This is a genomic window from Nonomuraea rubra (assembly GCF_014207985.1).
In the GTDB taxonomy this organism is placed as follows: domain Bacteria; phylum Actinomycetota; class Actinomycetes; order Streptosporangiales; family Streptosporangiaceae; genus Nonomuraea; species Nonomuraea rubra.
This window is the reverse complement of the sequence record NZ_JACHMI010000001.1, coordinates 8,742,295-8,764,257: the sequence shown is the minus strand read 5'-3', so window position 1 is coordinate 8,764,257 and position 21,963 is coordinate 8,742,295. Positions and strand designations below refer to the sequence as shown.

19 protein-coding genes are annotated in these 21,963 nt (G+C 71.9%); 16 read left to right on the top strand and 3 right to left on the bottom strand.

Features of this window, described 5'->3' with window-relative positions; translation table 11 throughout:
- Positions 1 to 86 precede the first annotated feature (86 nt).
- Together cydC and HD593_RS39925 are read right to left on the bottom strand one after the other, a co-directional pair.
- Complete coding sequence (gene cydC, locus HD593_RS39930; protein ID WP_185107359.1) at positions 87 to 1,820, bottom strand: thiol reductant ABC exporter subunit CydC; 1,734 nt, start codon at positions 1,818 to 1,820, stop codon at positions 87 to 89.
- Positions 1,817 to 3,532 (bottom strand): ABC transporter ATP-binding protein, encoded by a 1,716-nt coding sequence (locus HD593_RS39925; RefSeq protein ID WP_185107357.1) that lies wholly within the window; start codon positions 3,530 to 3,532, stop codon positions 1,817 to 1,819. Before HD593_RS39925 ends, cydC begins: the two co-directional genes overlap by 4 nt.
- 103 nt (positions 3,533 to 3,635) lie before the next feature.
- Between HD593_RS39925 and HD593_RS39920 the strand changes: the two genes are divergently transcribed.
- From HD593_RS39920 to HD593_RS39870, 11 genes are all read left to right on the top strand, one after another.
- On the top strand, positions 3,636 to 4,856 hold the full coding sequence (locus HD593_RS39920; RefSeq protein WP_185107354.1) for an ABC transporter substrate-binding protein: 1,221 nt from the start codon (positions 3,636 to 3,638) through the stop codon (positions 4,854 to 4,856).
- A complete protein-coding gene (locus HD593_RS39915) occupies positions 4,840 to 5,904 on the top strand; it encodes a FecCD family ABC transporter permease (protein ID WP_221525213.1) in 1,065 nt (354 codons plus the stop codon). The genes HD593_RS39920 and HD593_RS39915 overlap by 17 nt, the downstream gene beginning before the upstream one ends.
- On the top strand, positions 5,897 to 6,880 hold the full coding sequence (locus HD593_RS39910; RefSeq protein WP_185107350.1) for an ABC transporter ATP-binding protein: 984 nt from the start codon (positions 5,897 to 5,899) through the stop codon (positions 6,878 to 6,880). The genes HD593_RS39915 and HD593_RS39910 overlap by 8 nt, the downstream gene beginning before the upstream one ends.
- 264 nt (positions 6,881 to 7,144) lie before the next feature.
- Entirely contained in the window at positions 7,145 to 7,708 is a 564-nt protein-coding gene (locus tag HD593_RS39905; protein ID WP_185107347.1) for an MFS transporter, read from the top strand.
- Positions 7,709 to 7,858: 150 nt separating this feature from the next.
- The gene (locus HD593_RS39900) at positions 7,859 to 8,401 is read left to right on the top strand and encodes an MFS transporter (protein WP_185107346.1); all 543 of its coding nucleotides are present in this window, start codon (positions 7,859 to 7,861) and stop codon (positions 8,399 to 8,401) included.
- Between the two features lie 172 nt (positions 8,402 to 8,573).
- Entirely contained in the window at positions 8,574 to 9,146 is a 573-nt protein-coding gene (locus HD593_RS39895; RefSeq protein ID WP_185107344.1) for a sigma-70 family RNA polymerase sigma factor, read from the top strand.
- Positions 9,147 to 9,379: 233 nt separating this feature from the next.
- Positions 9,380 to 10,903 carry an ABC transporter substrate-binding protein gene (locus HD593_RS39890; RefSeq protein ID WP_185107341.1) on the top strand — a complete coding sequence of 508 codons (1,524 nt, stop codon included), beginning with the start codon at positions 9,380 to 9,382 and terminating at the stop codon, positions 10,901 to 10,903.
- A gap of 4 nt (positions 10,904 to 10,907) precedes the next feature.
- Positions 10,908 to 11,843: an ABC transporter permease gene (locus tag HD593_RS39885; RefSeq protein ID WP_221525212.1), complete on the top strand. Its 936-nt coding sequence runs from the start codon at positions 10,908 to 10,910 to the stop codon at positions 11,841 to 11,843.
- A complete protein-coding gene (locus HD593_RS39880; RefSeq protein ID WP_185107339.1) occupies positions 11,840 to 12,721 on the top strand; it encodes an ABC transporter permease in 882 nt (293 codons plus the stop codon). Before HD593_RS39885 ends, HD593_RS39880 begins: the two co-directional genes overlap by 4 nt.
- Entirely contained in the window at positions 12,718 to 14,169 is a 1,452-nt protein-coding gene (locus HD593_RS39875; RefSeq protein ID WP_185107336.1) for an ABC transporter ATP-binding protein, read from the top strand. Before HD593_RS39880 ends, HD593_RS39875 begins: the two co-directional genes overlap by 4 nt.
- Before the next feature lie 111 nt (positions 14,170 to 14,280).
- Positions 14,281 to 16,533, top strand: a complete 2,253-nt coding sequence (locus HD593_RS39870; protein ID WP_246546958.1) for a heavy metal translocating P-type ATPase — start codon at positions 14,281 to 14,283, stop codon at positions 16,531 to 16,533.
- Positions 16,534 to 16,537: 4 nt separating this feature from the next.
- On the opposite strand, the gene HD593_RS39865 is transcribed toward HD593_RS39870, so the two are convergent.
- Positions 16,538 to 17,287, bottom strand: coding sequence for a DJ-1/PfpI family protein (locus HD593_RS39865; RefSeq protein ID WP_185107332.1), 750 nt, complete (start codon positions 17,285 to 17,287; stop codon positions 16,538 to 16,540).
- A gap of 223 nt (positions 17,288 to 17,510) precedes the next feature.
- On the opposite strand from HD593_RS39865, the gene HD593_RS39860 reads away from it, so the two are divergent.
- The 5 genes from HD593_RS39860 to HD593_RS39840 are packed head-to-tail and all read left to right on the top strand — an operon-like array spanning position 17,511 to position 21,951.
- Positions 17,511 to 18,137: a DJ-1/PfpI family protein gene (locus HD593_RS39860; RefSeq protein WP_185107330.1), complete on the top strand. Its 627-nt coding sequence runs from the start codon at positions 17,511 to 17,513 to the stop codon at positions 18,135 to 18,137.
- Positions 18,134 to 19,111, top strand: a complete 978-nt coding sequence (locus HD593_RS39855) for an ABC transporter substrate-binding protein (protein WP_185107328.1) — start codon at positions 18,134 to 18,136, stop codon at positions 19,109 to 19,111. The genes HD593_RS39860 and HD593_RS39855 overlap by 4 nt, the downstream gene beginning before the upstream one ends.
- Entirely contained in the window at positions 19,108 to 20,172 is a 1,065-nt protein-coding gene (locus HD593_RS39850) for a FecCD family ABC transporter permease (RefSeq protein ID WP_312904052.1), read from the top strand. The genes HD593_RS39855 and HD593_RS39850 overlap by 4 nt, the downstream gene beginning before the upstream one ends.
- Positions 20,169 to 20,993 carry an ABC transporter ATP-binding protein gene (locus HD593_RS39845; protein ID WP_185107326.1) on the top strand — a complete coding sequence of 275 codons (825 nt, stop codon included), beginning with the start codon at positions 20,169 to 20,171 and terminating at the stop codon, positions 20,991 to 20,993. The genes HD593_RS39850 and HD593_RS39845 overlap by 4 nt, the downstream gene beginning before the upstream one ends.
- Positions 20,983 to 21,951, top strand: coding sequence for a GlxA family transcriptional regulator (locus HD593_RS39840; protein WP_185107323.1), 969 nt, complete (start codon positions 20,983 to 20,985; stop codon positions 21,949 to 21,951). Before HD593_RS39845 ends, HD593_RS39840 begins: the two co-directional genes overlap by 11 nt.
- The last annotated feature ends 12 nt before the right edge of the window (positions 21,952 to 21,963 follow it).

The following is a 21,963-nucleotide window of genomic DNA, read 5'->3' as shown; positions in this document are numbered from 1 at the left end:
CTGTGGTTGTGCGGCGCGACGGTGTCGCGGCGCCGTTCGGTGCTGATTTCGCGGATCATGCGCTGACCTCCTCTCTGTGGGGTGGTTTACTGCAGCTGGTGGCGGATCAGCCGGGCGTAGGTGCCGCCGGCTGCCACCAGCTCCGCGTGCGTGCCGATCTCGGCGACCTTGCCGTGATCGAGCACGATCAAGCGGTCGGCGGTGCGGATCGTGGAGAGCCGGTGGGCCACCAGCAGGGTGGTCCGGCCGGCGCGGACCCGGGCCATGGCCAGGCCCAGCAGCCGCTCGCTCTCCGCGTCCACATTGGAGACGGGCTCGTCCAGGATGAGGATGGGCGCATCGCGCAGCAGCGCGCGGGCGATGGCGATGCGCTGGCGCTGGCCGCCCGAGACCCGTGCGCCCCACTCGCCGACGACGGTGTCGTAACCGTCGGGCAGCTCCTCGACGATGAAGTCGTGGGCCAGCGCGGCCGTGGCGGCGGCCTCGATCTCCTCCTGGCTCGCGCCGGGCCTGCCCAGCGCGATGTTCTCGGCGACAGTCCGGTTGAGCAGGTAGATCTCCTGCGGCACCACGCAGATCAGCTCGCGCAGCTCGTGATCGGCCAGGTCACGCAGGTCGTGCCCGGCGATCCGCACCGAGCCCGACTCCGGATCCCAGAAGCGGAGCAGCAGGTTGGTGATCGTCGACTTTCCGGCGCCGGAGTGCCCCACCAGCGCGACCGTCTCTCCGGCGGCGAGGTCGAACGTGATGCCGGACACGGCTGGAGGCAGGTCGGGGCCGTACCGGAAGGAGACATTGCGGAAGGAGACGTCCAGTGCCATCGGCAGGGCGGGCAGCGGCCGAGGTGAGGCCGGTTCCGGCGCCATGGCGGGCGCGTCGACGACCGCGAAGATCCGTTCGCCCGCGGCGGCGACCACGCCGAGCTCACGGGCGGCGTCGCCGAGCTTGGTGACGGGCGCCAGCGCGGCGGCGGCCAGGACCACCGCGGTCGGGTAGAGCACCACCGGCATGGTGCCGGTGGCGACCAGAACGGCCGATCCGGCGAGCACGCCGACCACCCCCAGCCCGATCAGCAGGTCGGTCACGGCACGCTCGACCCCGACCCGGCTGCCGTGGGCCAGCTGGGCCTCGTGCAGGTCGCGGCCGTGCTCGCCGAGCCGCGTCAGGTAGCGCTCCTCCTGGCCGAAGGTGGCGATCTCGCGCAGCCCCTGCACGCCGTCCACGGCGGTGGCGTTGAGCCGGCCGAGGTGCAGCCGCCACGCCCGGCCCTGGACGGTCGCCCGCTTGCGCAGCCAGGCGGGAACGAAGGCGACCAGGGCGGCGATCGGCAGGATGACGAGGGCGAGCACCGGGTGGATGAACCACAGGGCCGCCAGCGACCCGGTCGGCACCACGACCGCGACGCACAGCGGGCTCAGGGTGTGGGCGAAGAACACCTCCAGCCGCTCGACGTCGTCCATGACGGTCGAGGCCAGGTCGCCGGAGCGGTGCCCCTTGGGGTGCGCGGGCGCGATCCGTTCGAAGCCCGCGTAGAGCCGCTCACGGATGTCGACCAGGATCCGGAAGGCCATGTCATGGGCGATGTGCGACTCCACGAAGGCCAGCACCGCACGGGGGATCACCAGGCAGGCCAGCACGATCAGCCCGGGACGCAGCTCGGCCACGCCCGCGCCGGTGATCGCGGCGCCGGCCACCCAGGCGCCGACCGCGGCGATCGCCACGGTGAGGGCCTGGTCGAGCACGCCGCTGCCGATCGCGCCGGCCAGGTGGAGCCGGTAGGGCCGCACGACGGCCAGCAGGGGGCGCAGGCCGGAGATCATCGGCTCACCGCCTGTGCCGCCACGAGCCGCTGGTAACCGGCCGACCGTTCGAGCAGCTCGGCGTGGGTGCCGGCGGCGGCGACCCGGCCGTGGTCGAGCAGCAGGATGCGGTCGGCGTCCCGTACGGTCGACAGCCGGTGGGCGATGACCAGCGTCGTCCGGCCGGCGGCCAGCCGGTCGAGGGCCTGCTGGATCTCCGCCTCATGGGCCGAGTCGATGCTGGAGGTCGCCTCGTCGAGGACGAGGATCGGCGCGTCCTTGAGCAGTGCGCGGGCGATGGCGATGCGCTGCCGCTCGCCGCCCGACAAGGTGGCGCCGCGCTCGCCGACCACGGTGTCGTACCCGTCGGGCAGCCTGCAGATGAAGTTGTGGGCGCCGGCGGCGACCGCGGCCACCTCCACCTGCTCGGCGGCGGCGTCCGGCCGGCCGAGCAGGAGGTTGTCGCGGACCGTGCCGTGGAAGAGGTAGGTGTCCTGGGCCACCACGGAGATCAGGCCGCGTAACTGCGCCAGGGACAGCTCCCGGATGTCCCGCCCGCCGAGCAGGACGCGGCCCGACCTGGGATCGAAGAAGCGCAGCAGCAGTGCGACGATCGTGCTCTTGCCCGCGCCGGACCGGCCGACGATCGCGACCGTGCGGCCTTCCTCCACCGCGAACGACAGCTCCGAGACGACGTCCTGCCCGTCGCGGTAGCCGAAGGACACGCGGTCGAACGAGATCGACGAGGACGCCGGCTGCGGCTGCGGCTGCCGCGCCTCGGTGACGGCCGGCGAGGCGTCCAGCAGCTCGAAGACCCCGCCGGCGGCGGAGATCGCCGGGTAGGCGGAGTGGTAGGCCTTCTGCAGCTCCTCCAGGGGCCGGAACGCCTCGCGGGCCAGGAGCAGGACCAGCAGCAGGCCCAGGACGTCGAGCTGCCCGGTGGCCAGCCGCACGGCACCGAGCCCGATCGCGAGGGAGACGCCCGCGACCGACAGCAACCCCATCGCGCCGGTCCGCAGGTTGGCCACCGCCACGAAGCCGATCGAGGCCCGGTAGAACTCATGGGATTCGCGCGACAGCTCACGGCCGCGCTCGCGGCTGACGCCGAAGGCCTTCAGCGTCGTCATGCCTTGCAGCACGTCGAGGTATTCGGCGCCGAGCCGGCGCCACAGCCCCCAGAACCAGCCGGCCCGCTCGGCCTGCAGGCGCCGGGCGAGCAGGGGAGTCGCGGTGATCGCGAGCGCTCCGGCGAACAGGACGCCGCCGATGAGCGGATCGACGAGGACGAGCCCGGTCAGGATCGCCAGCGCGCCGATCGCGGCGCCCAGCAGCTGGGACAGGAAGCGGCTGACGTACACGTCGATCTTCTCCACGCCGTCGACCACCGTCGCCTGGGTGGCGCCCGTGCGGTTGGCCGCGGTGTAGCCGGGCCCCAGCTCGAAGAGCTTGGCGTACAGCCGCCTGCGCAGGGAATCCTTCATCGCCCGTCCGGTGGCGACGATGACCAGTTCGCGCGCCCAGATCAAGGCCGCCCTGGTCACCAGCATGCCGGAGACGACAACCAGGGGAACGAGCACGCCCTGCCACGGCGCGCCGGCGAACACGACGGCCAGGGCCTGCGCGATCGCGATGCCTTGGCCGACGTAGGTCGCGGTGATGGCGAGCGTCACCGCCGTGCCGAGAGCCAGCCAGCCGCGTACGCAGGCGGCCAGACGTAACAGCCGTGGTGTCAAGGGGGCAACCCGTTGCCGAGTCGACGCGGGTTTGATAACCGTTGTCATATCCAGGGACGCTAACCCGGCACCGGAAGGTGCGCAACAGCAGAGGAGAAAATGGATGAAACGCTTATTCTGCGCGCTCCTGGCCGCCTGGCTCACCGCATGCGGAGCCGCCGGCCCGCCACCGCGGGCGGCCCCGGAGCGGCCCGGCTGCGTGACCGAGTACTCGCCCCAGACGAACTACTTCCCTCACCAGGTCGAGGCGGAGTACGCCAAGGGCTGGCAGGTTCGCTACGAGCGCTCGTACAAGGTGCTGAAGACGACGGTGCAGGCGGCCGGCGGGCACGCCAAGGCCGGCAGCCGCGAGATCGACAGCACCTACGTGCTGCTGCAGTGCGGTGCTCCGCGTCCGGAACTGACCGGCGAGCTGGCCGGCGCCACCGTCATCGAGGTTCCCGTCAGGACGATGGTCGACGGCGGCAGCGTCCTGTACGCGTCCCTGGAGAAGTTGGGCAAGGCCGACGCGCTGGCCGGCTACGCCGAACCGTTCATCGGCGACATCGAGGCACCCTACCTGCCCAGGATCGCTGAGCGGATCAAGGCGGGCAAGGTCGCCGAGATCGGGTACGAGATCAACTACGAAGCGCTGGCCGACGCCGACCCCGACTTCTACACCAACTACGCCGGTGACGACCAGACCTTCAGCAAGATCGAAGAACTCGGCATTCCGATCGTCTTCTACTTCCCGTACACCGAAACGCCACTCGGAGCGGCTGAGCAGATCAAGTTCCTGTCGCTCTTCTTCAACGCCGAGCAGCAGGCCCAGCAGGTGTTCGACCCGATCAAAGAGCGTTACCTGAAGCTGCGTGCCCAGATCGACGCGCACGTCGCCGACCGGAAGAAGCCCAAGGTGCTGATCGGCACCGTCGGCGAGTCGGGATCGGTGACCACCAGGCAGCGGGAGCGGTTCGAGCCCCAGCTCATCCGCGAGGCCGGCGCGGAGCCGGTGCCCGACCTGCCCGGTGGCGGCATCGCGACCCTGTCGCTGGAGAAGTTCCTCGACGCGGGAGCCGACGCCGACTACTGGATGGACCTGGTGTTCTTCCCCAAGCACAAGACGGGAGCCGACTACCTCGCCGCCGACGACCGGCTCGCCCGCCTGCCCGCCCTGGAGAACGGCAGGACGTTCCATCGCGTCGGGTCCCGCGGGGCCGACTACTTCCTCAACGGCGCGTTGGAGGCCGACCTGATCCTGCGCGACATGGTGAACCTCCTGCACCCGGAACTCCTGAAGAGCGGCGATGAGCTCCAGTTCGTCAAGCGTGTCCCGGCCGAGTAGCGCGCGCCGCGCCGTCGTCCTCGCCGTGCTCGCCGCCGGGGTGCTGGCCGCGTTCCTGGCCACGCTGGCCTGGGGGTCGGTCAGCGTGCCGCTGGAGGAGGTCATCGCCATCCTGCGCGGACAGGCCCCGGCCCGCAGGACCTGGCGGGCAATCGTCCTCGACCTGCGCCTGCCGCGTGCGACGACGGCGATCCTCGCCGGGACGGCGATGGCCCTGGCCGGGCTCGCCATGCAGACGCTGTTCCGCAACGCTCTGGCCGAGCCGTACGTCCTCGGCGTCACCTCGGGAGCGGGCCTCGGGGTGGGCCTGCTCCTGCTGCCGCAGGGCGCGGCCACCGGCGTGGGCGCCTCGCTGCTGGCGGGACTCGCCCCGCTGCACGGGCTCGGCGTCGTTGGCGCCGCCGCTGCCGGTGCGGCCGCCGTCCTGCTGGTCATGCTGGCCGTCGCCGGGCAGGTGCGGAACATGGTGATCGTCCTGGTGGCGGGCATCATGGTCGCCGCCTTCCTCGGCGCGATCACCAACGTGCTGGTGTTCTTCGCCCGGCCCGAGGCCGTGGTGGCCTTCACCCAGTGGCAGTTCGGCAGCTTCGAGGGCGTCCGCTCAGCCCAGCTCCCCGTGCTCGCCTCGGTGGTGGCCGCGGGCACGCTGCTGCTGACCCTCTTCGTCAAGCAGCTGAACGTGTCGCTGCTGGGGGAGCGGTATGCCCAGAGCATGGGCCTGTCCCCGCGGCGGGTGCGGATCGTCGCCATCGCCGCCACCGCCCTGCTGTCCGGCGCAGTCACCGCCTACACCGGGCCGATCGCCTTCCTCGGCATCGCCGCCCCGCACCTGGCGCGAGGCCTGCTCGGCACGGCCGACCACCGGCTGCTGATCCCCGGCTCGGCGCTGCTCGGCGCGATGATCGCCCTGGCCGCCGGGATCTTCGCGCAGCTGCCCGGAACCGGGCTCACGCTGCCGCTCAACGCCGCCTTGGCGCTGCTCGGCGCGCCCGTCGTGCTTCACGTATTGCTGCGGATCAACCGGGCTGGCGGAGGTTTTAGTGTCTGACGTACGGCTGGGCGCCACGGACCTCACGGTGGGTTACCGCCGCCGCGCCGTGCTCTCGAACATCAATGTCAACTTGCACGCCGGGGAACTGGCCTGCCTGATCGGTGCGAACGGTATCGGCAAGTCCACCCTCATGCGCACCCTGGCCCGCGCCCAGCCACGGCTCACCGGACGCATCGAGCTGCGCGGGCGGCCCATCACCGACCTCTCCCCACGCGAGCTCGCCGGGGAGCTGGCCATCGTCCTCACCGACAGGGTCGCCGTCGGCCAACTGCACGGCTACGACCTCGTCGCCCTCGGACGCGCCCCGCACACCGGATGGTTCGGCCGACTCGACGACACCGACCGCCGCGTTATCGAGCAGGCCCTGGACACCACCAACGCCGGGCACCTGGCCCACCGGCCGGTGTCGGAGCTCAGCGATGGCGAGCGGCAGCGCCTCATGATCGCGCGGGCGCTCGCCCAGCAGCCGTCCGTGCTGCTGCTGGACGAGCCCACCGCGTTCCTCGACGTGGCTGCCCGGCTGGAGCTCATCAAGCTGCTGCTCTCCCTGACGGACGAGCACGGCCTCGCCGTCCTGATGTCTACCCACGACGTCGAGCACATGCTGCGGCACGCCGACTCGGTCTGGCTGGTCACTCCCGAGCGCGAGCTGATCAGCGGCGCGCCGGAAGAGATCGGGCTGGCCGGACACCTGCGGCGCATGCTCAACGACGCCGCCGCCTTCGACCCGCGAACCGGCACCTTTACCTGGGACACCCGCCACTCGGCCACCGCGTGCATCACGGCACCGCAGGACTGCTCGGCCGACCTGCTGTCATGGACCGCCCGTGCGGTGGAGCGCGCCGGATACCGCATCAGCGAGCATCATGCCGACATCACAGTCGAGGTGCGTTCGCCCGGCCGATGGCTGGTCGGCTCCCACGAGCTCGATTCGGTGGCGACACTGGTCGCCTACTTGCGAAACGGCCGCTGATCGCAGGCCTGCCGTCGGATACGTCCAGCGGCGACGTCTGGCGAATCCTCGCGCATCTGCGCGAGGCTTCCGAGGTCGATGGCCATCTGGGTGAGGACGCGCTCGGCAACCTGGCGGTCACCTGTCGCGCGGTCAAGAACGGCCAGAGAGGCGCTGAACCTTTCGCAGGTCCGCTGCATACCTGAGACCGTACGGGTCGGGAGAGGGAAGCTTCGCTGGAGGGCGGACTTCTCACCGGGGCGTCGGGCTGGAAGGATGAGTGCCGTGTCCGCCCTGGAACGGATCTCGCGCCTGGCACGCGCCGCCGTCTTCGCCGCGGTGTGCGTTGTCATCTCTGCGGGCGGGCATGTCCTGGCTGGCGGTGCTCCGGTCGCGGTTCCGACGTTACTGATCGGCGTGCTGGGGACCTTCGTCCTCGCCTTCGTGCTCAGCGGACGAGAGCGTGGCCCCGAGATCGTCGTCGCAGCGACGGCGGTGGCTCAGCTCCTGCTGCATGAACTGTTCACCAGGAGCGCCGCCGGCACCGTGGCGTATGCCGAGCATGTGCACGCGGGCACACCGGGCGCCGGCATGACCGTGGCTCATCTCGTGGTCGCGGTGCTGAGTGGATGGTGGCTCTATCGCGGGGAGAGCGCGTTCTGGCTGATGGTCCGGCTGCGGGGGATGGCTCCGCTGCCGAAGCTGCGGCGGCTGCTCGTCGGCGCGGTCGAGCCGTTCGCGACGCCGGTCCGGGTCGTGCTCGTGGCCGAGACGAGGATGCATCGCGGGCCTGAGCTCGTGCGGGCGGTACGGCGGCGCGGGCCGCCCGTGGCGTCGCCCGCTCACTAACGGCCCGTCCCGCCTGTCCGCCGGGGCGGACCTCCGCGGGCATCAACGTAGCCAAGAAGGACATGCCGCTGTTGCGGCATTCGGTCCGACACGATGCACGGCCGGCATGACGGTGCCGGTCCGCCGCCCCTTGAGATGACAGCCGGAGTCATGCCCGCTGCAGTGATGTTCCGCCTGCTGCGCGCCACGGCCTTCGCCGTGGTGTGCTGCGGGCTGGGCGCGTTCGCCCACCTGCTCGGGGGCGGCAGGGTGACCGCCCTTCTGGCGGTGACGGCTCTGGTGGTCTCCTTCGTCGCCGCCGTGCCGTCGACCGGCCGGGAGCGCGGCGGGACTGCCGTCTTCCTGCTGCTGGCGGGCGTGCAGGTGGCGTTGCACCTGCTGTTCTCATTCGCGCCGTCATTGCCGGTGTTGTCGGGTTTGCCCGGTGGGCACGTGCACTCCGGTCTCGTTCCGGGGCTGGGGATGCTGGTCGCCCACGGCCTGGCGACCGTGATGACGGCCGTGTGGCTGTCACGAGGTGAGGCGGTGCTCTGGGCGTTGCTGCGTCACCTCGGTGTGCGCGTTCTTGTGCTGCTGCGTGTGCCGCACCGCACGCCGTACTGGACGGTGATCGTAGACACCGTCGAGCCGGCGCCTCTTCGCTCCGTGCTGCTCGAGCACTCGCTGAACGGGCGCGCTCCACCGGCTCTCTGAACCCCCTGCTTCTTCCCTTCGCCGGACGGATGCGCTCCGCCCGGTAGCCGTCGTACGCCCGAAACGGGAGCCCTTCATGCCGGAACCTGTCCCCGCAGCTCGGCCGCATCCCCACGTTCTTCCTTCTCCGCAAACGCTTCCTTCTGCGCAAACGCACCGGACACAGGGAGCGATGGAGTCGAGTCCTGGTGTCACCGATGAACGCTCAGATGACGACCAGCGCCTGACCGCGCTCGCCCTGGCCGCCCGCGATGGCGTGCCGGCGGACGTCGCGGCCTTCACCGAGGCGGTGTACGGCGACGTACGCCGTTTCCTGGCCTACCTGACCGACGTCCAGTCGGCCGATGACCTGACCCAGGAGACGTTCGTCCGTGTCCTGGGCAGCCTGCCGCGCTTCGCCGGAAGATCGTCGGCCAGAGCCTGGGTGTTGTCCATCGCCCGCCGGGTGGTCGTCGATCGATTCCGGGCCGCGAGGGCGCGGCCCGTGGTCGCGGATCTGACCGACTGGCAGGCCGCCGTGGAGCGGTGCCAGCCCCGTGACCTGCCCGGCTCGCAGGATGCGGTGGAACTGGCCGAGTTGCTGGCCGAGGTGCCGCAGGAACGCCGCCGCGCCTTCGTGCTGACCCAGGTCGTGGGCCTGCAGTACACCGAGGCAGCCGAGCTGCTCGGCTGCCCGGTGGGAACGGTGCGCTCCAGGGTGGCCCGGGCTCGGCATCAGCTGTCGGCGTCCTGGCTGGCCGCCTGACGTTGAGGTGGTGGCTTCGTTATCTGACTGTGATGCATGCCGGTGGAACTTCCACGTCGGCCCACACGACGTTTCGATCATGAGTTTGTGCTGGACGAGCGCCGTTCCGCCCGTGACCGTCGCGACTGTTGAGCCGTGCATGCATCAAGCACCCGCGCTTGTGGCGGTGACGCGTCATGCGCGCTGACGAGGCTGCAGGCCCGCGACGCCGGAGGCTGGTAGCCGCATGCGCCATGGTGGTGCTCCTCCTGCTGACCGCGTGCGCCACCACGGCCGAGAGCCCTCCCAGCGCCCGTGCGGATGGAAAGCTGACCATCGCGACGCCTTATGCGATCGACGACCTCGACCCCATCACCAGCGGCTACTGGGGCGTCGAGTTCGGCTATGTCGAGCTGCTGATGCGGGCGTCGGAGAACGGGGTGCCGACGCCCTGGGTGTTGTCCGAGCTCGCGGCGGTGGACGGCCGTACGTGGCGGCTGAAGGTGAACGAGGGCGTGACCTTCGTCAACGGCAAGCCCTTCGACGCCAAGGCGCTGGCCGCGACGCTGACCTGGAGCGCCGAGAACCAGCCCGGTTTCTCCCGCTCGGCCAACTTCGCCTCGGCGGAGGTCACCGGCCCGCTCGAGGTGACGCTGAAGACGAGCGAGCCGACCCCGACGATGCCCAACCTGCTGGCGGACGAGTCGAACGTGCTCGTCATGGACGTCGAGGCGTACAAGCAGCACGTGGCCTCCAAGAAGGGCGCCGAGGCGCTGCTGAACGCCGGGCTGTACACGGGGCCGTACAAGGTGACGAGCCTGGACGTCAAGGGCGCCGAGCTGGCGCCCGTCGCAAGTTACTGGCAGGGGCGGCCCGCGCTCGACGGGCTCAGCATCCGCTTCGTCGCCGAGGCGACCTCGCGCATGCAGGCGGTGCAGGCGGGCGAGGCCGACCTGGCCCTGTACATGCCGGTGAGCGCCGCCCGCACCCTGCGAGGCCGTACGGACGCGTACTTCCTCAAGGGCGAGCCGACCGGTCTGGTGTTCGGGCTGATCTCGCGCGTGGCGTCGCCGCTGATGCGGGATGAGGCCGTGCGCCGCGCGATCTACCTGGCCACGGACTACCGCGCGATCGCCGAAGAGGTGCTGCAGGGGCATGTCGGCCATGCCAAGGCGGTCTTCCCGCCCGGCTACCCGTACACGATCGAGACCCAGACCACCGACCTGAACCGGGCGGCGAGCGAGCTGGAGGCCGCCGGCTGGACCGCCGGCGAGGACGGCATCCGCCAGAGGGACGGCCGCCGCCTGGTGATCCGCATCATCTGCACGCCGTCCATGCCCGACGGCGTCACCATCGCCACGGCGATGCAGAGCCAGCTCAAGAAGGCCGGCATCGAGGTCAAGGTCGTCCAGGTCGACGACCACAGCGCGGCCAGGGACGGCGAGGACTGGGAGGTCTCCCTCTCTTCGTCCCTGCTGTCGTTCGGCGGAAGCCCCGACCAGGCCCTGTCGGAGCTGCTCGCCTCCGGCGGCACGAACAACTACGCCAAGATCGCCGACGACGAGCTGGACGCGCACATCACCGAGTTGGGCAGGACGTCGGACGAGAAGCGGCGTACGGCGATCCTCGGGCAGATCCAGCGGCTGGTCTGGGACCGCGGCTACTACGCGGTCGCGGCGCAACGGCTCCTGACGGTCGTCGTCGGTCCCGCACTGCAGGGGTACCGGGTGCCGGTGCCCAACCTGTGGATCGACCACAAGACCGCGCCGGCGACCTGACGCCGTGCTGCTGATCGCGCTACGGCGTGCCGGTCAGGCGGTGATGAGCGCGCTGGGCGGAGGCGTCATCGTCTTCGCCCTGCTCATCGCCGCCCCTGGTGATCCGGCACGGCGCATTCTCAACGTCAGGGGCATCGAGGAGCCCGACCCCGCGCAGGTCGCGGCGGTCCGCGCCGAGCTCGGGCTGGAGCAGCCGATTCCCATCCGGTTCCTGGACTGGTTCGCCGGATTGTTCCGCGGCGACCTCGGCGTCTCCTGGCGCACGGGCAACCCGGTGGCGAGCGAGTTCGCCTCACGGCTGCCCGCGACGATCATCCTGACGGTCGCGGCCCTGCTGATCGCCGTCGCGCTCGCGCTGATGCTCGGCATTCTCGCCGGGTGGCGGCGCGGCGGTTGGGCCGACCACCTCTCGCGGGGGCTCAGCACCGTCGCGCTGGCGTTGCCCGCCTATCTCATCGGGGTGCTGCTGCTCGACCTGGTGGCGGTCAGGCTCGGGTGGGGGCGGGTGATCGCCGACGGCACCTGGGCGACCGTGTTCCTGCCCGCGTTCACGCTCGCCCTCGCCTCCGCGGCGGTGTGGTCCAGGGTGCTGCGCGCCGCCCTGCTCGACCTCGACGCCGCGGGTTTCCTGCGCATCTCCACCGCCAGGGGAGCGAGCACGTGGCGGAACATGTTCGTGCACCGGCTGCCCAACGCCCTGCCGCCGTTCCTCACGGTCGTCGGGCTCGGCGCGGCCACGCTCGTCGGCGGCGCGCCCATCGCGGAGACCGTCTTCAGCTGGCCCGGCGTCGGCAAGTACACCATCGAGGCGATCACCGCGCGCGACATGCCGGTGCTGACGGCGTTCACGATGATCGCCGTCCTGGCCTACGTCGGCATGAGTTTGGTGGTGGACCTCCTCATCGTGATCATCGACCCGCGGCAGGCAGTACGCACATGACCGTCCTTTCAGCGTTCCTCCGCCCGGGGCAGGAGACGGCGGAGATCGACACCGCTGGCGCCCTCCCGCGACTGCTACGGCGCCGGGATGCCCGGATCGCGATCCTGCTGCTCGCCCTCGTCGGCGCAGCGGCGATCCTCGCGCCCCTGATCTCCATGGACCCGGACGTCCCCGACTACACCAACTCCCTCGCGCCGCCCGGCTCCGGGCATCTCCTCGGCACCGACGAAGCCGGTCGCGACCTGCTCGCCCGCACGTTGCAGGGAGCCCGGCTCTCGCTGGGCAGCGCGCTGCTGGTGACCGCCATCACCGCTGTCGCGGGTCTGCTCCTGGGCGTGATCAGCGGGTGCGTCGGCGGCGTCCTGGACGCCGTCGTGTCCCGCCTGATAGACGTCCTGCTCGGCCTTCCCGGGCTGGTCGTCACCCTCGCGATCGTCGGACTGCTCGGCCCCGGCTTCCTCAACCTGGTCATCGCGATGTCCGCCACCGGCTGGGCGGCCCTGGCCCGGCTGGCGCGGGCCACGAGCCGGCAGGCCATGCACCAGGGTCACGTCAGGGCCGCGCGGATGGCCGGCGCCTCGCTGGCACGGGTCGCGCTCGGACACGTGCTCCCGGCCGCCGCGGGCGGCGTCACGGTGGTCGCCACCCTGGGCATCGGCGAGGTGGTCGTCGCCCTGGCAGGGCTGTCGTTCCTCGGACTCGGCGCGCAGCCTCCCACGGCCGAATGGGGCACGATGCTCGCCGACGCCCGGCAGACCCTCGCCTATGCCCCCTGGCAGATCCTCGGCCCCGGGACGGGACTGGTCGCCACCGTGCTGGCCGCGACCATCTTGAGCGAGGCGCTCCGCGACGTGACGAGCCCGGGAGCGGAACGTTGAACGATCACGCGCTGCGCGTCACGAGCCTGAGCGTGCGATACCCGAACGGATTCGAGGCGCTCCGCGACCTCTCCTTCACCGTGCCGGCCGACACCGCGGCCGGCATCGTCGGAGCCTCGGGAAGCGGCAAGTCGACGCTCATCCGCGCGATCCTCGGGCTGCTCCCGGCGGGAAGCGAGGTCAGCGGGAAGATCACGGTCGGCGGCCACGACGTCCTGCACGCTGATGAGGCGACCATGCGCGGCTGGCGGGGCCGTCTCATCGGTTACGTGGGGCAGGACCCGTTCGCCGCCTGCGACCCGCTGCGCAGCGTGCGCCACCACATCGAGCAGGCCTGGCACGTGCACCGGCTGCGCCCACCGGCGGACGCCGTCGTGGACGGGCTGTCCTCGCTGGCCGTCGCCGACCCGGCCGCACGCGCCGGCCAGCGCCCGCACCAGTGGTCGGGCGGGATGTTGCAGCGGGCTACGACCGTCGCGGCGACGGCCCACCGCCCGCTCATCACGCTCGCGGACGAGCCGACCAGCGCCCTCGACGCCGAGCTCGCCGACGGCTCGCTCACCCTGCTCAGGAAGAGCTGCGGCGCCCTCCTGCTGATCAGCCACGACCTCGCCTCCGTCGCGCGGCACACCGATCACGTCGTGGTGCTCGACCGCGGACGAGTCGTCGAAGACGGGGAGGCGCACGTGCTGCTGTCCTCGCCGCGCAGCCCGGTGACGCGTTCGCTGCTCGAAGCCTCCGACCCGCAGCCGCTTCACCGCCCGCCGGTCGGCACCCCCGTGGTCGTCGAGCTTCGCTCGGTCTCGAAAGCGTACGAGGTCGCCGGTCATCGCACGCCGGTCATCGTCGACGCGGACCTCACCATCCGCCGGGGCGAGATCGTCGGCGTCGTCGGCCCTTCGGGCTCGGGCAAGTCGACCCTGCTCAGGCTGCTGTCGGGGCAGGAACGGCCAGACAGCGGCGACGTCCTCGCCGAGGGCGAGCCCCTGTGCCGGAGCGGCTTGCCCCGGCCCGGCTGGATCATGCCGGTGTTCCAGGACCCCGTCACCAGCCTGGACCCGCGATGGCCCCTGTGGCGGACGATCACCGAGCCGCTGGTACTGAGAGGCGAACGACTCAGCCGCGGTCAGCGGCGGCAGCGTGCTCGTGCCGCCCTGGACGGGGTCGGGCTCGCGCACCTCGACATCCTGCGCAGACCCGGCTCACTCTCCGTCGGGGAGTGCCAGCGAGTGGCGATCGTGCGGGCCGTGATCGCCGGCCCCGGCGTCATCGTCGCCGACGAACCGACGGCGAGCCTCGACGCCGAGTCCGCGGCCACCATCGCGGCCCTGCTCCGCCGGCTCGCGGACGAAGGCGCCGCCGTGCTCGTGGTGAGCCATGACGAGCGGCGGCTCCGGTCCTATGCCGACCGCGTGCTTCGCATGCACCAGGGGCAGGCGACGCCTTGACCATGACCGTTCCGTCATACACAGCACTCGGAGATCTGAATGACACGCATATCACCAGCTGAAGCAACTCTCGGAACTGACGGGGAGCCTGTCCAGCTGCTCATCGGCGGCATGACGTGCGCCTCGTGCGCCGCCCGGGTGGAGCGCAAGCTCAACCGGATGGACGGCGTGAGCGCCAGCGTCAACTACGCGACCGAGAAGGCGACCGTCCACGCCGACGGGGTGGCGGTGGAGGAGCTGATCCGGACGGTCGAGCGGACCGGTTACAGCGCCGAGGTGGTCACGCCGCAGGTGTCGGCCGCGCCGCAGGACACCGACGACCGGCGGGTGCGGATGCTGGGACGGCGGATGATCGTCGCCGTCGTGCTGGCGTTCGTGCTGATGGACCTGTCGATGGGGATGGCGTTCGTCCCGGAGTGGCATTTCGCGGGCTGGCAGTGGGTGCTGATCGGGTTGACGCTGCCGATGGTGACCTGGTGTGCGTGGCCGTTCCACCGCAATGCCTTTCGCGCCGCCCGGCACGGCACGACCTCGATGGACACGCTGATCTCGACCGGGGTGATCACCTCCACGCTCTGGTCGGTGTACGTCATCCTGTTCCCGATCGATGCCGGGCCGGTCGGGCCGGGTCTGTGGGCGGTGCTGTCCGCGCCGAACAGCGCGTTCTACCTGGACGTCGCCGCGGGGGTGACCATGTTCGCGCTGACCGGCCGGTTCCTGGAAGCACGGGCGCGGCGCTCCTCCGGCGCGGTGCTGCGCCGCCTCGCCGAGCTCGGCGCCAAGGACGTCAGCGTGCTGCGCGCGGACGGCAACGAGTACCGCATCGACGTGGCCGACCTGCGCGTGAGTGACCTGTTCGTGGTGCGGCCGGGGGAGAGCATCGCCGCCGACGGCCGGATCGAGTCCGGGCACAGCACCATCGACACCAGCGCGATGACCGGCGAGCCGGTGCCCGTCGAGGTCGCCGAGGGCGACGTGGTGACCGGCGCGACGGTCAACCTCAGCGGACGGCTGGTCGTGCGCGCCACCCAGGTCGGCTCCGACACCCAGCTCGCCGCCCTGATCCGCCTCGTCGAGCACGCTCAGGCCGGCAAGGCCGCCGTGCAGCGGCTGGCGGACCGGATCTGCGGCTGGTTCGTCCCGGCGGTGTTCGTGCTGTCGGCGCTGACCCTGGCCGTCTGGCTGCTGGCCGGCGGGCCGACCCACGAAGCGGTCACCGCCGCGCTTGCGGTGCTCATCATCGCCTGCCCGTGCGCGCTCGGTCTGGCCATCCCCACCGCGCTGCAGGTCGCCTCCGGTACCGGAGCCAAGCTCGGCGTGTTCATCAAGGGCCATCAGGCGATGGAGTCCGCGCGGGTGATCGACACCGTCGTGCTGGACAAGACCGGCACGCTGACGCAGGGCCGGATGAGCGTGGTGGAGGTGATCACCGCCGGCGACCGGCCGGTGCGGGAGGTGCTGCGTTACGCCGGAGCCGTCGAGGACGCCTCCGAGCACGCCATCGCCACCGCCATCGCCGCGCACGCCCGCGCCGAGCTCGGCGACCTGCCCGCGGTGAACGGCTTCGCCGCGCTGGCCGGCCTGGGCGCGCAGGGCACCGTCGAGGACAGGCGGATCCTCATTGGCTCGGCCCGGCTGCTGGCCCAGCAGGACGTCGCCATCCCCGCGGCTTTGGCCGAGGCGCGGACCGGCTGGGAAGGCCAGGGCCGCACCGTCGTCCTGGTCGCGACCGACGGGGCGGCCATCGGGGCGCTCGCGCTCGCCGACGCGATCAAGCCCTCGGCCGCCGACGCGATCGCCCGGCTGCACTCCATGGGTCTGCGCACGCTGCTGCTCACCGGCGACAACGCCACCACCGCCCAAGCCGTCGCCGCCCAGGCCGGCATCACCGAAGTCATCGCCGAGGTGCTGCCCGCCGACAAGGAGGCCACCATCGCGCGGCTGCAGGGCGAGGGCCACCGGGTGGCCATGGTGGGCGACGGCATCAACGACGCCCCCGCCCTGGCCCGCGCCGACCTCGGGCTGGCCGTGGTGGACGGCACCGACGTCGCGCTGGCCGCCGCCGACCTCATCCTGATCCGCGACGACCTCGACGTCGTGCCGACGGCGCTCACCCTGGCCCGCGCCACCCTGCGCACCATCCGCGGCAATCTGGTCTGGGCGTTCGGCTACAACGTGGCTGCCCTGCCGCTGGCCGCCACCGGGCTGCTGAACCCGCTCATCGCCGGCGGCGCCATGGCGCTGTCGTCGGTGTTCGTGGTCACCAACAGCCTGCGGCTACGCCGCTTCGCCCCGCCTCCCGCGACCGACGACTTCCTCACCGAGCACCTGAACGAGGAGGAGGCGGTGGGCGAGAAGGTCTGACCCGTCAGCGGGCGGCGTCCTCGATCAGTCGCAGCGCGAGCCGCTGCAGGTCGGGCCCGGCCTTGTCCGGGCTGCCGGTGTCGAAGGGCGGCTGCGGGTCGTACTCCACGGCGAGCTGGAGAGCCTGCGCCGTCCTGTCGCCGGCGAGCTTCGCCGCCAGGTGCAGCGCCATGTCGATCCCGGCGGACACACCCGCCGCAGTGATGATCTTCCCGGATTCGACGAAGCGGCCCGGCGCGTGCACGGCGCCGAACGTGGTCTCCAGATAGGTTCGCGACGCCCAGTACGTCGTGGCGGGCACGCCGCGCAACAACCCGGCGGCTCCCAGGAGCAGCGCGCCCGTGCACACCGACGTGGTCCAGGTCGTGTGCTCGTGCAGGCGGCGCACCCAGTCCACGGTCTCCGCGTCCTCCATGGCCGTGGTGATGCCCCGGTTGCCTGCGCCCGGCACGAGCAGCACGTCGGCCTGCCGCACCTGGTGCAGCGCCCGGTCGGCGACCAGGCCGAGCATCCCGGTGTCCGTACGCACCGGCCCCGCCTTCCTGGCCACCGTGACCACCGACACGCCCGGCACCCGGCACAACACCTCGTACGGGCCCACCGCGTCCAGCGCGGTGAAGCCGTCGTACAGCAGGATCGCCACCCGCACCCCCCGCGGCCGGGGCGCGGCGGCGACCGGCGACGCCGCACCTATCGCGCCCAGCCCCACTCCCACGGCTGCCGCCTTGAACACCATTCGGCGAGTGCTGTTCATCCCGATCCTCCTTCGCGACGGTCGCACTTCAGTGGTCGCACGAACCCTCGCCGAAGTTCCCGGGAACCGAAGCGAGCTTCGGGACGACTGGTCCGACGGGCCGCTTTGTGCCCATGGCCGTGGCCAGAAGCCGGCGGACGTTGGCCTGCTGGCCACTTCCACGCGATGGGGCGTCTCGTCACCATGGGGACCCGCGATTCGACACCGAGAACCTGGAGGTTGCATGCGAGCCGACATCGTCGTCTTCGACGGCGCGGACGACCTCGACGTGGTGGGGCCGTACGAGGTGCTGGGCCTGGCCGGCCGGGCCGGCCAGGGCGTCACGGTGCGGCTGGTGTGCCTGGACGGGCCGCGGACGGTGACCACGGCAGGCGGCCTGCCCCTGCCCGCGGCGGACTGGGCGCCGCAGGAGGCCGACGTGGTCATCGTGCCCGGGGGCGGCTACGCCAGGAGCGAGACCTCGGGCATCCGGGCGGAGCTGGACTCGGGACGGCTGCCGGCCGCGCTCGCGGCGGCGGCCCGGCCCGGCCTGGTGCTCGCGTCGGTGTGCACGGGCGCGATGCTGCTGGCCGCGGCCGGGTTGCTGACCGGCCGGGCCTGCACCACCCACCATCGGGCGGTCGAGGACCTGGTGGCGGCCGGTGGCCGGCACGTGGACGCCCGGGTGGTGGACGACGGCGACCTGGTGACCGCCGGAGGGATCACCTCGGGCTTGGACCTGGCGATCTGGCTCATCGAGCGGTATCGCGGCGCGCAGGCCGCCGCGCTGGTGCAGCAGGTACTGGAGTACGAGCGCCGCGAACCGCTGTGGCGTTCCGGCGATCCGGTCGCGTCAGGAGCGGCACGATGATGCGGCGGCTGACGCTCTGCCTGGTCGCGGTGCTGCCTCTGGCCGCGGCCGGTTGCGGCGGCGATGCCGGGTCGGTGGCCACCGGTTCGTCGATCGTGGTCAAGGACTGCGCAGGTAAGGACGTCACCTTCAGCGGGCCGCCCGCGAAGGTGGTGACGCTCGACGGGTACGCCGCCCAGACGATGGCCAGGCTCGGCCTGAGTGGCAAGATCGTGGGCACGGGCTACCCCGCCCCGTTCACCGTGGACACCTCTCCCTACAAGGAGGATCTGGCCAAGGTTCCGGTCCTGGCCGAGCGGGTGCCGGTCACCGAGGTCGTCGCCGCGCAGCGCCCCGACCTCGTCCTGACCGCCTTCTCGGCGTTCGGCGGCCCGCCCGGCAGCCCCAAGGACGCCGACCTGGCCACCATGAACGCCAAGGGATTGGCCGCCTGCATGCCGGGCGGCAACACCGCATCCGGTCTCGCGCCCACCTACGACTACATCCGCAAGCTCGGCACCGTGTTCGGCGTCCAGGACCGTGCCGACCAGCTCATCGCCGAGCTGCGCGCCCGCCAGGACGCCGTCAGTACCGGAGGCGCCAAGCCACGCGTCATGATCGTCCAGGACAACCCGGTCGCCGGACAGCCGATCAAGACCTCAGGCAACGGCACCATCGCCCACGCCATGCTCACGCTGGCCGGTGGTGAGAACCTCTTCCCCGACGTCAGTGCCATGCACGCCGACGTCTCACCTGAGCAAGTGGTCAAGCGGGACCCGCAGGTCATCTGGGTGATCACCGACTACACCTTTGCCAAGGCCAAGGGGCAGGAGCTCGTCGACCAGGTGAAGCGGAACCCGCTGCTGGCTGAGACCACCGCCGTCAAGCAGGGCAGGGTCATCTCGACGTCGCAGTACCTGGTCTCCTTCCCCAGCCCGCTGAACCTCGACGGCCTCGAACAACTCGCCGCCGGTCTGCGTGAGGGCGGCGCGTGACCGCTCTCGTCCAGAAACTCCCCCTGCGTGCCGTGGCCGTGCCGTACCCGGTGCTGGTCGCTGTGCTGGCCACCGCGCTGACCGTTTCCGTGGTGGTCGCCACCGGCATCGGGCCGGTCGGCGTACCCGCGGGAGAGGTCGCCGGCATCCTCACCCATCATCTGACCGGCGGCGGCGACAGCCCGGCGACCGCCGACCTCATCGTCTGGCGGATCCGCCTGCCCCGGGTGCTGCTCAGCGCGGTGGCCGGTGCCGGGCTGGCGCTGGCCGGGGCCGTCGTGCAGGGCGTGGTGCGCAACCCGGTCGCCGACCCCTACCTGCTGGGCCTGTCCCACGGCGCCTCCGTCGGCGCCGTCCTGGTGCTGACCACGGGCACGGCCGTGCTCGGCGCGCTGACGCTGCCGGGGGCGGCGTTCACCGGCGCGAGCGTCGCGATGGGCATCGTGCTCGCCATGGCCAGCCGGCAGGGCCGCTTGCTGCCGGTGCGGCTGATCCTCGTCGGGGTCGCGTTCGGGCACCTGTTCGCCGGGGTGACCTCGTTCCTGCTGGCCCGTACCGACAGCTCGGCCGCCCAGCAGCAGATCATCTTCTGGCTGCTCGGCGGCCTGTCCGGCACGAGCTGGGCGACGCTGCCCGTCCCCGCGATCGTCGTCGGCGTCGCGGCCGGGATGCTGCTGATGCGGGCGCGCCGGCTCAACGCCCTGGTCCTGGGCGAGGAGGCCAGCGCAGCGCTCGGGCTCAACGCCGGCAGGCAGCGCTGGTACCTGCTCCTGCTGGTCACGCTGCTGACCGGTACGGTCGTCGCGGTGTCCGGCGGGATCGGGTTCGTCGGACTGATCGTGCCGCACCTGGCCCGGATGCTGGTGGGCGCCGACCACCGCCGGATGTTGCCGGTGACGGTGCTGCTCGGCGCGCTGTTCCTGCTCTGGGCGGACGTCGCCGCGCGCGTGCTGATCTCGCCGGCCGAGCTGCCCATCGGCGTGCTGACCGCGTTCCTCGGAGTGCCGTGCTTCCTGCTCGTCATGCGGGCGCGCGGCCTGGCCGCTCAGGAGACGGCATGAGACTCGACCTCGACGCCGTGTCTGTCACCCTCGGCGGCAGGACGGTGGTCGGCGACGTGTCGCTGACCGTCCCGTCAGGCCGGTTCGCCGCGCTCGTCGGGCCGAACGGCAGCGGCAAGTCCACCCTGCTGCGTACCGTCTACCGGGCCCGCCGACCCAACAGCGGCACGATCCGCCTCGACGGCCGCGACGTCTGGTCCATGCCGCCCGCCCACGCCGCACGCAACGTGGGCGTGCTCATGCAGGAGCAGCACACCGGCTTCGAGTTCACCGTCGCCGAGACCGTCGCCCTGGGCCGCACGCCGCACCTGGGCTTCTTCGACCGGTTCACCCGCGAGGACCGCGCCGCGGTCACCGAGGCTCTCGACCGCACCGGCCTGGCCGCCTACGCCGGGCGCCGCGTCGGGCAGCTTTCCGGGGGTGAGCGCCAGCGGGTCCTGCTCGCCCGCGCGCTCGCCGGCCGTCCCCGCCTGCTCGTCCTCGACGAGCCGACCAACCACCTGGACGTCCGCCACCAGCTCGACCTCCTCGAACTGGTCCGGGACCTGGACGTCACCGTGCTCGCCGCCCTGCACAGCCTCGACCTGGCGGCCACGTACGCCGACACCATCGCCGTCCTGCGCGACGGGCGGCTCGTCGCGCACGGGCCCGCCGCCGAGGTGCTGACCCCGGCCACCATCGGCGAGGTGTTCGAGGTGAAGGCCACCGTGCACAACGCCGGCGGCCGGCCCGGCTTCGCGCTGCGGCCCCGCTGCGTGTGCCCCGACCGGCGCTGCCACTGGAGCTGTCGCGAGAGGAGGCTGCTCAGCGATGCCCGCTGACCCGCACGTCGTCGCCGTACTCGCCCTGGACGGCGTGGTCGGCTTCGACCTGTCGATGCCCTGCCACGTCTTCGGCCTGGCCCGCCTGCCCGACGGCAGCTATCCCTACCTGGTACGGGTGTGCGGGGTGGCCCCGTCGGTGCGCGCCACCGCCGGAGGAGTCGGCTACTACAACATCGAGGCCCCCAACGGCCTGGACGGTGCCGAAGAAGCCGACACCATCGTGGTGCCGGGCGTGACCGTCAGCAGGCAGGCCCCTGAGGCGGTGCTCGCCTTGCTGCGGAAGGCCGCCGCGAGGGGAGCGCGGATCGTGTCGATCTGCACTGGCGCGTTCGTGCTCGCCGACGCCGGGCTGCTGTCCGGCAGGACGGCCACTACGCACTGGGCGGCCGCGGCGGAGCTGGCCCGCCGCCACCCCGACGTGCGGGTCGATCCCAAGCCGCTGTACCTCGGCGACGGGCGCCTGTTCACCTCGGCGGGCGTGGCCGCCGGGCTCGACCTGTGCCTGCACCTGGTTCACCGGGACTTCGGCGCCGCTGTGGCCGCCGGGGCCGCCCGCGCCACCGTCATGGCGCCCAGCCGTGACGGCGACCAGGCGCAGTTCATCCCGCAGCCGCCTGTCACCGTCCCGGACGGCGGGCTGGCCGCCACCCTCGCGTGGATGCGCGAGCACGCCGCCGAGCCGTTGGCGCTCGCCGACATCGCGCAGCACGCCAACCTCAGCGTCCGCACGTTGTCGCGCCGCTTCCAGGAGCAGATGGGCACCACGCCGCTGGCCTGGCTCGCCCACCAGCGCCTCCTGCTGGCCCGGCACCTGCTGGAGACCACCGACCTGCCCATCCCCGCCGTCGCCGACCGCAGCGGCCACGGCTCGGCCAGTGCCCTTCGCGCCCACTTCGACCGGGAGCTGCGCGTCAGCCCGCACCGCTACCGGCAGTCCTTCCGGCCGCGCGACTGAAAAGCCCGGCGA

What these genes read in the sequence shown, in the direction of transcription:
- cydC (WP_185107359.1), bottom strand. Translation starts at nt 1,820, where the DNA reads ATGATCTCCGGCCTGCGCCCCCTGCTGGCCGTCGTGCGGCCCTACCGG.
- HD593_RS39920 (WP_185107354.1), top strand. Translation starts at nt 3,636, where the DNA reads ATGAAACGCTTATTCTGCGCGCTCCTGGCCGCCTGGCTCACCGCATGC.
- HD593_RS39900 (WP_185107346.1), top strand. Translation starts at nt 7,859, where the DNA reads ATGCCCGCTGCAGTGATGTTCCGCCTGCTGCGCGCCACGGCCTTCGCC.
- HD593_RS39895 (WP_185107344.1), top strand. Translation starts at nt 8,574, where the DNA reads ATGGAGTCGAGTCCTGGTGTCACCGATGAACGCTCAGATGACGACCAG.
- HD593_RS39890 (WP_185107341.1), top strand. Translation starts at nt 9,380, where the DNA reads ATGGTGGTGCTCCTCCTGCTGACCGCGTGCGCCACCACGGCCGAGAGC.
- HD593_RS39880 (WP_185107339.1), top strand. Translation starts at nt 11,840, where the DNA reads ATGACCGTCCTTTCAGCGTTCCTCCGCCCGGGGCAGGAGACGGCGGAG.
- HD593_RS39870 (WP_246546958.1), top strand. Translation starts at nt 14,281, where the DNA reads ATGACGTGCGCCTCGTGCGCCGCCCGGGTGGAGCGCAAGCTCAACCGG.
- HD593_RS39865 (WP_185107332.1), bottom strand. Translation starts at nt 17,287, where the DNA reads ATGAACAGCACTCGCCGAATGGTGTTCAAGGCGGCAGCCGTGGGAGTG.
- HD593_RS39860 (WP_185107330.1), top strand. Translation starts at nt 17,511, where the DNA reads ATGCGAGCCGACATCGTCGTCTTCGACGGCGCGGACGACCTCGACGTG.
- HD593_RS39855 (WP_185107328.1), top strand. Translation starts at nt 18,134, where the DNA reads ATGATGCGGCGGCTGACGCTCTGCCTGGTCGCGGTGCTGCCTCTGGCC.
- HD593_RS39845 (WP_185107326.1), top strand. Translation starts at nt 20,169, where the DNA reads ATGAGACTCGACCTCGACGCCGTGTCTGTCACCCTCGGCGGCAGGACG.
- HD593_RS39840 (WP_185107323.1), top strand. Translation starts at nt 20,983, where the DNA reads ATGCCCGCTGACCCGCACGTCGTCGCCGTACTCGCCCTGGACGGCGTG.